This is a genomic window from Longimicrobium sp. (assembly GCA_036387335.1).
GTDB lineage: Bacteria > Gemmatimonadota > Gemmatimonadetes > Longimicrobiales > Longimicrobiaceae > Longimicrobium.
Window position 1 is genome coordinate 1 of sequence record DASVTZ010000054.1, and the last position, 13,292, is coordinate 13,292.

Genomic DNA, 13,292 nt, shown 5'->3' on the forward strand with positions numbered 1-13,292 from the left:
CTCACCCCCAGCGTCGCTCCGCGACGCATCCCCCTCTCCCAAAACTGCCTGGGAGAGGGGGAGCTTGGCTGTCTACCGCTGCGGAGCCGTCACCGGAAACCCGCGCTTCCGCATGAGCGCGTCGGTGGAAGGGTCGCGGCCGCGGAAGGCGCGGTACGCCTCGGCCGGGTCAACGGTGTTGCCGATGGAGAGGAGGGTGCGGAGCCGCTCGGCCACGGCGCGGTCGTAGAAGCCGCCCGCGCCGGTGAACGCCTCGGCGGCGTCGGCGGTGAGGACGTCGGACCACAGGTAGCTGTAGTAGCCCGCCGAGTAGCCGTCGCCCGCGAAGACGTGGCCGAAGTGCGGCGTGCGGTGGCGCATCACCAGCTCGGCCGGCATCCCCAGCTCCGCCAGCGTCTGCCGCTCGAAGGCGTCGGGATCGATCTGCTGCGAGCCGGCCAGGTGCAGCTTCATGTCGATCAGCGCGCTGGACAGGTACTCGGTGGTGCCGAACCCCTGGTTGAAGGTCGACGCGCGCTTGATGCGGTCCACCAACTCCTGCGGAATCGGCCGCCCCGTCTGGTGATGCAGGGCGAAGCGCTCCAGCACCTGCGGCGTCGAGAGCCAGTGCTCCAGCAGCTGCGACGGAAACTCCACGTAGTCGCGCGCCACCGCCGTACCGGAGAGCGACGGGTAGTTGACGTTGGAGAGCAGCCCGTGCAGCGCGTGCCCGAACTCGTGGAAGAGGGTGGTGGCGTCGTCCCACGAGATCAGGACGGGCTGGTTCCCCTGGCCCTTTACGAAGTTCGAGTTGTTGGAGACGAGCGTCGTCACCTCGCCGTCGAAGCGCGACTGGTTGCGGTACGCGTTCATCCACGCCCCCGACCGCTTGCCGGGGCGCGCGTACGGGTCGAAGTACCAGAGGCCGATCTGCCGCCCGCTGGCCCTGTCCGTCACGCGGTACACGGTGACGTCGGGGTGGTAGACGGGGACGCCGGTCACGGGGGTGAACTGCATCCCGAACAGCTCGCCCGCCACCCAGAACATCCCCTCGCGCAGCCGGTCGAGCTGCAGGTACTGCTTCACCTCGTTCTGGTCCAGGTCGTAGCGCGCCTTGCGTACCTTCTCCTGGTAGAAGCGGTAGTCCCACGGCTCGATCTTGATGCGGGCGCCCTCACCGTCGGCCAGCGCCTGCATGTCGGCCACCTCCTGGCGCACGCGGGCCACGGCCGGCGTCCATACGGAGGTCATGAGCTGCATGGCGCGCTCGGGGGTTTTCGCCATGGTGTTCTCCAGCCGCCAGTGGGCGTGCGTGGGGAACCCCAGGAGCCGCGCCCGCTCCGCGCGGAGCTGCAGGATCTGGCTGATGATGGCGTTGTTGTCGCGCTCGCCGCCGTTGTCGCCGCGGTTGACGAACATCCGCCACGCCTTCTCCCGCAGCTCGCGCCGCTCGGAGTAGGTGAGGAAGGGATCGACCGACGAGCGCGTGTTGGTGATGACCCACGTGCCCGGCATGTTGCGCGAGGCCGCCGCCGCCGCCGCGGAAGCGCGCAGCTCCGGCGGAAGGCCGGCCAGCTCGGCCTCGCTGCGCAGCACCAGCGTCTGCTCGGTCTCGTCCGCCAGCACGTTCTGGCCGAAGCGGGTGAAGAGACCGGCGAGCTGCTGGTTGATCTCGGACAGGCGCGCCTTGCTCGCCGCGTCCAGCCGGGCGCCTGCGCGCACGAAGTTGTTGTGGTAGTACCACGCCAGCCGCTTCTGCTCCGGCGTGAGCCCCGCCGTCTCGCGCGCCTCGTACACCGCCTGAATGCGGCGGAAGAGCGCCTCGTTCTGCGTGATGCGGTCGTTGAAGGCGGCCAGCCGCGGCGCCATCTCGCTCTCGACCCTCTGGAACTCGGGGGTGTTGAGGTTCCCGCTCCAGATCCCGAAGATGGTCATCACGCGCTCCATCGCCCCGCCCGCGCGCTCCATCGCCGCCAGCGTGTTCTCGAAGGTGGGCGCGGCGGGGTCGTTCGCGATGCGCTCCACCTCGGCCAGGTTCTCGGCCATGGCGGCTTCGAGGGCGGGCTTGATGTCCTCCACCCGCACCCGGTCGAAGGGTGGAACGCCGCCGTAGGGTCCGGTCCAGGGGGCGAGGAGCGGGTTGTTGGAGGCCGCGGCGGGCGCCTGTTGCGCGGGCGCGTCGGCGCGGGAAGTCGCGGGATCCATGGTCTGTACGCTGGCGCACCCGGCGGCCGCGGTCGCAAGCACGACCGCCCCGGTGCGGGCGAGTGTCAGGTGGCGCATGTGTGCGTGGGTTGGAGTTCTGTCGCGCGCGGCTCTCCCCCGCGCGCCCCCGGTACCAGCGGAAGCGGGCAGGGTTCCCTCACCCCCGCGGCCCCCCTCTCCCAAACCGCTGGGAGAGGGGGGAGATGTCATCGGCCCGCGCGGTGCTTCAGCCGCGAAACGCAACGATCCTGTAGGGGCGCGATTCATCGCGCCCGTGCCTCGCCCCTCCCCGCCGCCCGCTTCCACGCACCGAAATCCGTAGGGGCAGACCTGCGTGTCTGCCCACCCTCGCCGCCACCCCATCTTCGTGCATCACCCCAAAACCCGTAGGGGCCGCCCCACGTGGCTGCCCGTGCCCGCCCGCGCCCCGAACCCTGCGAACGCCGCCCTCACTCCCCCGCGCCCCCGCCCCCCTCCACCGCCCCATCCACATCCGCGAACGCGCGCCGCTCGGCGGCGGCGGTAAACAGCGCGTACGCCTGCGAGAGCGACTGCTGGATGCGCTCGCCGCCGGCCTCTGGCGGCAACGGCCCAAGCTGGCGAAGCACCGCGTCCGGCATCCCGGTGGCGCGCGGAGTAAAGTGCAGCGCCGCCAGCTCCGGCCCCGCCCTCCAATAGTCCGCCGGGGGCACCGGCGCCACCTCCGGCGCGTCCTCAGCCGCCGCGGGCAGAGCACCACGCAGCTCACGAAGCCGCTCCAGCAGCCGCTCGCGCGTGCGCCCGCGCCATGCGAGCACCAGGAACGGATCGTCGTCGAACGCCTCGGCTAGAATGTAAAAGGTGGCCGCGATGTGCTTGCACGGGTTGGCCGCGTCCGGGCACGAGCACACGGTCGTGAGCTCGTCCGGCGAGCTGGGGAAGAGCGAGAGCCCCGCCGCCGTGAACGCATCCTCCACATCGCGCGGCATCTCCCCCGCCAGCAACGCCGCCAGGAAGAGCGCCTGCCCCGCCAGCGCCTCCTCCGCGCGCGCCCACTCCTCGTCGGTGAACGGCACGAGCCCGATCTTTACCCGGTAAGGCCTGGGATCGGAGCCCTGCACCATCGCGGTCACCTCGCCCGGGCTCACCTGCAGATCCATCACCTGGCCGCTGCGCGCGTAGCTCCGCCCCCGCCCCAGCCGCGACGTATCCGCCACCTCATGGAGCGCCGCGATGAACCGCCGTGACCACCAGCTCTCGCCGATGTCCCCGTGCGTGCTGCGCGCCGCGATCCCATCTCTCGCCGGCCGCCGCGGCCCCGCGTCGAAATACCAGTTATCCCTCATCGCGTACCTCCACCGAAGAACGGCAACAACGGTCTCACGCGGAGACGCGAAGACGCGAAGGAGAGACGCGAAGTTCTTTCGCCTTTGCGTCTTCGCGTGAGGCTCCCGTCGCTTTACTCATTCCGACACCGCATCCGCCGCCAGCGCGACGACCTGACGGAGCTGCGCGGTCGAAAGCTCGGTCAGCCACGCCTCGCCCGCGCCCAGCACACTCTCGGCGAGCTGCTTCTTCTCCTCGATCATCGCGTCGATGCGCTCCTCCAGCGTGCCGGCGCACACCAGCTTCCGCACCTGCACGTCGCGCCGCTGCCCGATGCGGAAGGCGCGGTCGGTCGCCTGGTCCTCCACGGCCGGGTTCCACCAGCGGTCGAAGTGGATCACGTGATTGGCCGCCGTCAGGTTGAGCCCCGTGCCGCCCGCCTTGAGCGAGAGGAGGAGGATCGACGGCCCGTCGCCCTCCTGGAAGCGCGCCACCAGCGAGTCGCGCGCCGTCTTGGAAGTGGCGCCGTGCAGGAAGGGGACCTCGCTCCCGAAGCGCGCCTCCAGGTGCCCGCGCAGCAGATGCCCCATCTCCGCGAACTGGGTAAAGACGAGCGCGCGGTCGCCGAGCTCCAGCACCTCCTCCAGGATCTCCTCCAGCCGCGCCACCTTCCCAGACCTCCCCTCCAGCGCCGATCCGTCGCGGAGGAGGTGCGCGGGGTGGTTGCACACCTGCTTCAGCCGCGTGAGAGTCGCCAGCACCAGCCCGCGCCGCTCGATGCCTTCGCTCGCCTCGATGCGGGCCAGCATCTCGTCCACCGTCGCCTGGTAGAGCGACGCCTGCTCGCGCGTCAGGTTGCAGAAGACGCGCATCTCGTGCTTCTCAGGCAGGTCGCGGATGATGCGGCGGTCCGTCTTCAGGCGGCGAAGGATGAAGGGACGCGTCAGCCGCTGAAGCTCGGCGGCGCGCTCTGCGTCGTGGAAGCGCTCGATGGGCGTGGCGAAGCGGCGGCGGAACGCGGACACGGGGCCCAGGAGCCCGGGGTTGAGGAAGTCCAGGATCGACCACAGCTCCGCCAGCCGGTTCTCCACCGGTGTGCCCGTGAGCGCGATGCGGCGAGGCGTGCGAAAGGCGCGCACCGCCTGCGACTGGCGCGCCGCCGCGTTCTTGACGTTCTGCGCCTCGTCCAGCACCACGCGCCCCCACTCCACAGATGCCAGCTCGTCGCGGTCGCGCGCGGCGAGTGCGTACGTGGTGAGCACGAGGTCGCTCCCGCGCACGGCCTCCTGCAGCGCCGCCCCGCTCAGCCGCTCCGCCCCGTGGTGCACGTGCACCTCGAGCCCCGGCGCGAACCTCGCCGACTCCCTCTGCCAGTTCCCCACCAGCGACATCGGGCACACGAGGAGCGTCGGCGGCGGGCGCATCTTTCCGCGCCCCTTCTCCGCGCGCTCTGCCATGAGGAGCGCGAGGAGCTGGACGGTGTTGTGGGTGACGATGAAGTCATCCGTCACGTAGAGCTTGTCCGGCGCGTCCACGGCGATGCACTGAACCGGCTTGATCCCCACCGGCTGGACGTCCACGATCGCGCGGCTGGGCGGGTACTTCTCCCGTCCGCGATACGTCTCCGCTTTGCGGCGCAACGCAAAGGGCGCGATCGTGTTCGGAAGGCAGATGCTCATCCTGTACGCCGTCTGCCGCGCGGTTGGCTTCACGCGGATTTGCGCCCGCCCGCCGAGCGACTGCACCAGGAAGACCACGTCCTCCGCCAACTGCCGCGAGACCGACAGATACTCGATGTTGTTGTCGTTGGGCCGCACGTGCCCGTCGGTGTCCAGCAGGCCCTGGAGCAGCGCGACGCGCGATTGGACCGAGGCGAATTTGTAGACGTCGGGGATGTGCTTCGTCTCCGATCTGCAGCCGAACAGCCCCAGCTCCTGCAGAGCATCTCGCGCAACGTTACGCGCGCCGCGGGCAGGACCGGAGATGCGATAATCCACCGCTTTCGCGTAGACGAGCCGGGTGCCCTCGGGAATTCGTGCGGCGACTCGCTCCACCATCTCGGCTTCCCCGGTCGAGAAGATCACCCCGTGCGCGAGCCCGCCGTCGCCCAGCAGCGCGCCGAGAAGGTACGGGTCCAGCGGCAGCGCACCCTCGCGAAACTGGACCGGCGCCACCATCGGAATGAACCAGCGTGCATTCCCGGCCGCATCCCGCAGCCGTTCGCGGATCTCCTTCAGCGGCAGCACCTTCGGCGGTGTGCCCCGCATCTTCTGCACGGGCGAGAACACGCGCCAGAGATGTTCGTCGCAACACTCCGTAGAGCTGCCATCGCTGAAGGAGACGCGGAACACCTCGCGCTCGCCCTGCGGGTACACGCCGGTCACGCTGCACGGCTCACCCGAGCTTCCGATCACCTGGTCCCCAACGCGGATGTCGCCCATCGCCTTCCACCCGTCGGGCGTAAGGACCTTTGCATCCAGGGGCTGCGCTTTCCCGAGCCCCATGTCGTCCGCCAGACAGGCGCCGACACCCAGCCCGTCGAGGAAGGCGAGCCACCCCACGCCGCGGCGCTGGTAAGGCCGCAGCTTGCCGTTGAAGCCAGCGGGCGTCGGGACGGGTCTGGCCTGCGCATCGCCCGCACCGGCCAGCAGGTCGCCGACCCAGCCCTCCGCCTCCACGCCGGAGAGGGGAAGCCCCTCCGCCACCTCCTCCGCGCCGGCAGCGAGGCGCAGGAGCTGGGCGGCGGTCATCTCGCCGGTGGCGTGGCGGTCGAAGATGCGCAGCGCCGCCTCCACCTCCGACGGCTTCAGCTCCACCCATTCGCCGCGGAAGCGCACCAGCGGCACCTTGCGCCCGGCCAGCGCCCTGAACTCCTCGGCCGAGATCGAGGCGCCGCCCAGCGACACCTCCCAGTCGTAGGCGACGATGGCATCCAGCCCGAAACGCCCGGGCCCGTTCTCGCGCGGGACGGCGGGGCGGGCGCGGAGCTTGACGCCGAGACGCGCCGCGGGCCGGTTCCACCAGGGCGGCACGCGGACGGCGAAACCGGCCTGAGACAGGAGCGGCGCCCCCTCGCGCAGGAAGCGGAACGCCTCCTCCGCCGTCAGCTCCGCCTGCGTGGGATGCGGAGTGCGCAGCGCCGGCTCCAGCGGCGGAAAGAGGCGCATCGCCCGGCCCAGGTCCGCGATCAGCCGCTCCTGCGGGTCCGCCACCGAGCGCAGCACGCGGATAGGCCCCGGCGAGCGCCACACCTCCTCGGCGGTCACCATCAGCGATGGATCGTCCACGGACTGGAGGAGGAAGTCCAGGAGCCACGGATCGTCCAGGGTGGAGCCCTCCTCAGCCCCGGCAGGCGGGGTCAGGAAGAAGCAGGTGCGCACGCCGCCGCGCCCCGGCGGCACGATGCTCCTCGACCACGCCGCGAGGGCGTTCGCCAGCGGCTCCACCGTGTGCGCGTCGGCGCTAAAGGCACCGAAGCGGTCGGTGAGCGCGATCAGCCACCACTCGGCGGCGGAGCGGCGCGCCTTGCGGGGCGGCACCACGCGGCTCCCCACCAGCGCCTGCCGGACGCAGCGGTCCACCAGCGTCGCCAGCAGCCCGGCGACGCCGTCGTCCTCGCGCGCGGGCTCCGCGGCCCAGCACGCGCCGGGAAGCGCGCGGGCGAGCACGGCGAAGCGCTCCTCGTCGGCCGGATCGGAGAGCACGGGGCGCCATCCCACCGTCCACCCGCGACCGGATGGCCGCTCCAGCACGGGAAGGACGCGCCCCCTGGCCACCAGCTCCAGCGCCAGCTTCGCCACCTCCGCCATCCCGCGCAGCGTATCGCCGATCGCCACCCCCTGCGGCGCCGCGGCGGGGAGCGCGAGGAGGAAGTCCATCGCCCGGGAGGTCGTCCCGGAGAGGTACACGGCGGGCATCGTCCACAGCGCGCTCGCCACGCCCCCCTCGCCCGCCTCCGCCGATTCGAAGCGGTGCGCCTGGGGGGAAGCCTGTGGCGTGCGCGGATACGACGGGATGCGCAGGGTGAGGTCCTGGCGCGCCGCGTCCTTCCAATCGGTGAGCCCCACGCGCTCCAGGGCGTCGTGGAGCTCGCGCCACTCCGCGGCGAACGGGTGCGGCCACGGCTTGGAGGGCGGGTGGTTGGCGGCGCGCCGCCGCACCCCCACCCTTCGATGCTCCGACTCACCCCAAACCCGCAGCGTGGGATGGCTCCAGCATGCGTGCAGGACGATCAAGACAGCTCGGTCGGCGTTCGTGCTTCGTGGAGGGCTGCGCGCTTTCCGCGGCCGGGAGCGGGGAGGCTCGCAAAGAAGCGGCCAGGGGGAGGGAAGTGCGTGAGTGCGTTAGTGCGTGAGTGCGTCCCTAGCCCCTTTTGTCATCCTCAGCGAGCCGCCCGCCCAGACGCCGCGCCGTACGCCGGTCTCCTGCGGCGAACGAAGGATCTACCGGCAACACACGAGGCCGGCGTCCAAGAGCCAACCCCTCACCACGCACAGTAATCCTTCGCTCCGCGCCCAAGTACAGAGCACGGGCGAGAACGGAGCAGCGCGTCGCTCAGGATGACTGAAAATTGGCGAGCCCACTTCAGTGGGCTTCGCGTGGTTCCAGCCGGGGGCTTCAGCCCCCGGTGCCGTTCGCCCGCACCCCCCCCGCCGCACACAAATACACGCGAACACCCCTCCCCCGCAGTTTGGGGGAGGGGTCGCGAGGAACGAGCGGGGGAGGGGGCCCCCCTACCCCTGCTGCGCCGTGGCCCTCTGCCGCAGCCGCTCCTCGCGCTCGCGAAGCTCCGGCGTGAGCGCCTCGCCGAAGTCCTCCGCCTCGAAGATCGGTCGGATCTCCAGCTCCTCATCCCGGAACGGCGCGCGCTTCAGCCACTCGACCGCCTCGTCCATGTCCTTCACCTGCCACACCCAGAACCCGGCCACCAGCTCCTTGGTCTCGGTGAACGGCCCGTCGATCACCGTTCGCTCCTTGCCGTTGAAGCGCACGCGCTTCGCCCGCGAAGTGGGGTGGAGCCCCTCGCCCGCCACCATCACGCCCGCGTTCACCAGCTCCTCGTTGTACTGCCCCATCTCGGCCAGCATCTCTTCGGTGGGCATCACACCGGCCTCGGAATCGGCGTTGGCCTTCACCAGAACCATGACTCGCATCGGTCGTATCCTTGTAATCGGTTTGGGATCTGTACCGCGTTCTACCTGTACGTCGAACGAGCCGCGGCGGAATCGACACGTGGAAGGCGACAGAGTAGCCGGGCAGTGCGATGCGATCAAGTTCCGGCGGCGCACGAGAGAGCGGCCCCGCGCCGAAGCACGGGGCCGCATCTGTTCTTCCGCCAACCCGCGAGCTAGCCGGGGAACGGCGAGGTCGACGCGGGCTGCGCCTCGGGGCGGGGCTGCCGCACGCGGGGCGGGCGGCCAAAGGTGGACTGTACGGTCAGGTGCAGCGCGCGCGAAGTCTGCGCCCGCTCCGTGATCTGAAGGACGTTGTCGTCGCCGGCGCGCACGCGGAAGCGCTGCGTGTTGAACGGATCGGACAGGCGCAGCGTCACGTTCAGCTTCTCGCCGTACAGCTTCTGCCGCACCGAAAGGTTGGCGATCGAGAATGCTTCGAAGCGGCCGCCCTCGATGGCCATCGGCGCGCGGTAGAAGTACGACGCGCTGAGCGAAGTGCGCGGGCTCACGTTGAGCGTGCCGTTGAACCGCGCGGACCACGTCACCGCGTTCGACGAGATGGCCGACTCGCCGCCGCCGTCCGTCACCATCTGGAAGACGTTGAACGCGGCCAGCCCGTTGAACGCCTGTCCCAGCCGCATCGTCCCGTTCAGGTCCGCGCCCCACGAGCTGCCGGTTTCCAGGTTCTTGAAGCTCACCGAAGTGACCTCGCGCCCCGCAACCGTGTCCGCCGTGTTGATGATGAAGCGGATGACGTCCGTGGTGCGGCGGTAGAAGGGCGAGAGCTGCACGGTGCCCAGCTTCATCGACTGCTGAAGGCTCAGCTCCAGCGCGTCCGTGTACTCCGGGTTCAGCCGCGGATTCCCCAGGAAGACGTTCTGCTGGTCGAAGAACGCGGGGAACGGGTTCAGCTCCTGCGTGCCCGGCCGGCGGATGCGGCGCGAGTAGCTCAGCTTCACCTGCGTACGGTCGTTCAGCTTGTGGCTGACGAGCCCGCTGGGGAAGAAGCTGACGTAGTCGTACGGAAAGCGCTCGCCGGTGTCCGCCAGCGAGAAGTCGCGGCTGGCGTACTCCGCGCGCAGCCCGGCCTGCAGCTCCGTCTTCGGCCCGCCCCGGCTCAGCACGCCGTACACCGCGTTCACGCTCTCGTCGAACTCCAGCGCGTTGCTCAGGTCGCTGCGCACCCACTGGCCGGTGCCGAGCGGGTCCTTGAGGACCGTGTAGTCACGATCGAGGGCGCGCGTGTTCCCCTTGTACCCGGTCTCCAGCTTGAGCTGCGGCGAAAGGGAGCGCGTGTAGTCCACCTGCGCCGTGAGCTGCCGCGAGCGCGAGTCGGTGACGTTGTTCTCCGCGTCCAGCTGCAGGCCGCCCGCCGTCGTCTGGCGGAAGAGCGCGGTGCGGTCGTCGTCTTCCATCTGGTTGATGCGCACCTCGGCCGCGATCTCGTGCCGCTGCGGCTGCAGGGTGCGCTTGAAGGCGAGCGTGTAGTCCAGCATGCGCGCATCCTGGTCCGAGTCGCGCACGCGGTCGTACGCGTCCAGCAGCAGGCGCGTCGCGTCCAGCTCGGTGTACGCGCTGCGCGACTCCTCGGTCGATCCGCGCGAGTTGAGCTGCAGGGCGTTGGACAGCACGTCGCGCTCGCTCAGCCGGACGTCGACCGCCGCGTTGAGGTTGTGCCCCCCGTTCCCGTTGCTGCCGCGGATGTCCTGCTCGGTGAAGGAGAGCGGAGCCTTCAGCGCGCCCAGCCGGGTGCGGTCGTTGATCCCCACGAGTGCGCGGTCATCGCTGGTGAAGCCGTAGTTCAGCGAAAAGGTTGCGGGGCCGCGCTGGTACCCCACGTTCCCCGCCGCCGTGTAGCGGTCGGCCGTGGATGCGCCCAGCGTCAGCCCGCCGCTCAGTCCCAGGTCCACGTTCTGCTTCAGGACGATGTTGATGATGCCCGCCATCCCCTCCGGGTCGTACTTGGCGGACGGATTCGGAACCACCTCCACGCGGTCCAGCGTGTTGGCGGGAAGCTGCTTGAGGTAGCCCGCGAGCTGCGATCCGCGGATGGGCGACGGGCGGCCGTTGATCTGCACCACGACGTTCTCGTTGCCGCGCAGGCTCACCTTGCCGTCCGCGTCCACCTGCACCGAGGGCACCGCCTCCAGCACCTCGCTGGCGTTGGTGGCCGCGGGGGCGACGTCGCGGGTCTGGTAGGTGTTGCGGTCCGGCGCGATGGTGACGGCCTGGCGCTGCGCCGTCACCTCCAGCCCCTCCAGCAGCACGGCGGAGCGGGCCAGCCGTACGCTCCCCGCGTTGGCGCGCGGCGATGCCTCGGCCACGGTGAGCTGGCCGGTGGTCTGCGCCGTGAAGCCCATCATGCTCACGCGCAGGTAGTACGTCCCCGGGCGCAGCCCCTGGATGCGGAACGTCCCGTCCGGCCGCGCGATGGCGCCCGCGACGAGCGCCGAGTCGCGCGTGCTCAGCACCGCCACGCTGGCGCGTGCGACGGGCGCGCTGCTCCCCGCATCCACCACCGTCCCCCGGATCTCACCGGGCCCGGCGGCGGGCGGCTGCGGTGCGCGGCGCTGTGCGGATGGCGGCTGACCGGGAGTCTGTGCCTGTAGCGCGGGTGCGCCCAGGGCCGTGATTGCGAGAGTGGCGAAAAGGAACCGGTGCATGGGAAGCACCTCCAGGAGGGGGGATGGAGACCCGCCACGGCCATGCCATGACGATCCCCGGCGAGCGTGCCGCGAATGCGGACAGAGTGCGCTACGGCTCCTCCGCCGCGCGGGTTTCGCCCGGCCCCGCACCTTAATCAAACGCGAATGAACCCGGCTGGAGCCTGCACCGCTGCGTGGCGCCGCGCGGATGTGGCACCTGTGGGACGACACGGTGTAGCGCCGGCGCCCCGGCCGCCGCGCTATCGAGCAGGCTGCCTCGACCGCCCGGATCCGCCAAGTCGATGCGGGGCAGCGAGGTAGCGGGGAACCGCGCCTTACAATTTGTCTGGAACGGGGCTTGCCCTGATCGCCCGCCCCCTCCGGCGATCCCGACTCCGGGAGAGCTGTCGTCAAGTCCCTGTCCCACAGGGCCATTCCTTGGCGCACGCGGCCCTCTGGTTCCATGGCATTGGCGCGGTAGAGCCATTCAGCGCCGATCCGCTCGCCCGCGGACTGGCGGCCGCGGGGTTCAGTCCGTACCCGCTGGACCGGGACGGGCCGCACGGACCGGGGGTCGTGGTCTTCGACGAGGTGACGGACGAGGTGTGCGCCTTCGTGGGCGAGGCGAGCGGCGGCGGAGCGGAGCGGGTGCTGGCGGTGGGGGCGGCGCCCCGCGCGCTGGCCGGCGGGGCGGCGTGGCGGCTGGTGCGGGCCGGCGCCAGCGACGTGCTCCCGCGTACCCGCGGCACTGGCGACACCGCGGCCGAGGCGGCCGCGCGCTTCGAGCGCTGGGCCGAAGTGGACCGCCTGGTGAGCTCGCCGCGGGTGACGGAAAACCTGGTGGGACGCGGGCCGGCGTGGCGGTCGCTGCTGCGGCACGTGGTGGAGGTGGCGGCCTTCACCGAAGCGCCGGTGCTGGTTACGGGCGAGTCTGGCACGGGAAAGGAGCTGGTGGCGCGGCTGGTCCATGCGCTGGACCCGCGCCCCGCCAAGCGCGAGCTGGTGCTGCTGGACTGCACCACCATCGTTCCCCAACTCTCGGGGAGCGAGTTCTTTGGGCACGAGCGTGGCGCGTACACCGGCGCGGAGCGGGGGCGGGACGGCGCGTTCGCCATGGCGGATGGGGGCACCCTCTTTCTGGACGAGGTGGGCGAGCTCCCCCTTTCGCTGCAGGCACAGCTGCTGCGGGTGGTGCAGGAGGGGACGTACAAGCGGGTGGGCGGCAACGCCTGGCTCAAGACGCGCTTCCGCCTGGTGTGCGCCACCCACCGCGACCTGCCGGCGGAGGTGGCGGCGGGGCGTTTCCGCGCGGACCTGTACTATCGCCTGGCCACCGTCACCTGCCGCATGCCGCCCCTGCGCGACCGTCCGGAAGACATCCTCCCCCTCTTTCTGCACTTCCTGGCGGATGGCGCCGGGGGGCCGCCTCCGGAGCTGGACGAGCCCGTGCGCGAGCTCCTGCTGGGGCGGGAGTACCCGGGCAACGTGCGCGATCTCAAGCAGCTCGCCGCGCGCATCTCCTACCGCCACGTGGGCCCCGGTCCGGTCACGCTGGGCGACCTCCCCCACGACGAGCGCCCGCCCGGCCCCGGCGGCGCGTGGCCGGATCCCGAGCTCGAGCTATCCCTCCGCCGCGCGCTGGCGCAGGGGGTGGGACTCAAGGACATCGGCCGCCTCGCGTCCGAGACGGCGATCCGCCTCGCCCTGGGCGCGGAGGAGGGGAACCTGCAGCGCGCAGCCCAACGCCTGGGCGTGACCGACCGCGCGCTGCAGATGCGCAGGGCACAGGGGCGGCAGCACGTCGCGGCCCCTCCCCTCTATTCTGCCCCCTGACGCGCGGTTGGCCCCTCACGGAATGAAGGCCTCACCCTCCCACGGGTCGGCCGCGGAACGGGGCGCGTCGCCGCGGGCGGAGGGCGGCGGCGGCGCGGCGGCGGGGCGGCGAAGGCGCGGGACGCGCACGCGGGAAAGGAGGCGCAGGAGG

6 protein-coding genes are annotated in these 13,292 nt (G+C 71.1%); 1 reads left to right on the plus strand and 5 read right to left on the minus strand.

Annotated elements, in window-relative coordinates; translation table 11 throughout:
• Positions 1–72: 72 nt before the first annotated feature.
• The 5 genes from VF647_04735 to VF647_04755 form a co-directional block, all read right to left on the minus strand.
• Positions 73–2,262 carry a M3 family metallopeptidase gene (locus VF647_04735; protein HEX8451381.1) on the minus strand — a complete coding sequence of 730 codons (2,190 nt, stop codon included), beginning with the start codon at positions 2,260–2,262 and terminating at the stop codon, positions 73–75.
• Between the two features lie 371 nt (positions 2,263–2,633).
• Positions 2,634–3,509, minus strand: a complete 876-nt coding sequence (locus tag VF647_04740) for an SWIM zinc finger family protein (GenBank protein HEX8451382.1) — start codon at positions 3,507–3,509, stop codon at positions 2,634–2,636.
• Between the two features lie 117 nt (positions 3,510–3,626).
• A complete protein-coding gene (locus tag VF647_04745) occupies positions 3,627–7,724 on the minus strand; it encodes an SNF2-related protein (GenBank protein ID HEX8451383.1) in 4,098 nt (1,365 codons plus the stop codon).
• Positions 7,725–8,222: 498 nt separating this feature from the next.
• Positions 8,223–8,642 carry a YciI family protein gene (locus tag VF647_04750; GenBank protein ID HEX8451384.1) on the minus strand — a complete coding sequence of 140 codons (420 nt, stop codon included), beginning with the start codon at positions 8,640–8,642 and terminating at the stop codon, positions 8,223–8,225.
• Positions 8,643–8,836: 194 nt separating this feature from the next.
• Positions 8,837–11,326: a TonB-dependent receptor gene (locus tag VF647_04755; GenBank protein ID HEX8451385.1), complete on the minus strand. Its 2,490-nt coding sequence runs from the start codon at positions 11,324–11,326 to the stop codon at positions 8,837–8,839.
• A gap of 420 nt (positions 11,327–11,746) precedes the next feature.
• On the opposite strand from VF647_04755, the gene VF647_04760 reads away from it, so the two are divergent.
• The gene (locus VF647_04760; GenBank protein ID HEX8451386.1) at positions 11,747–13,141 is read left to right on the plus strand and encodes a sigma 54-interacting transcriptional regulator; all 1,395 of its coding nucleotides are present in this window, start codon (positions 11,747–11,749) and stop codon (positions 13,139–13,141) included.
• The last annotated feature ends 151 nt before the right edge of the window (positions 13,142–13,292 follow it).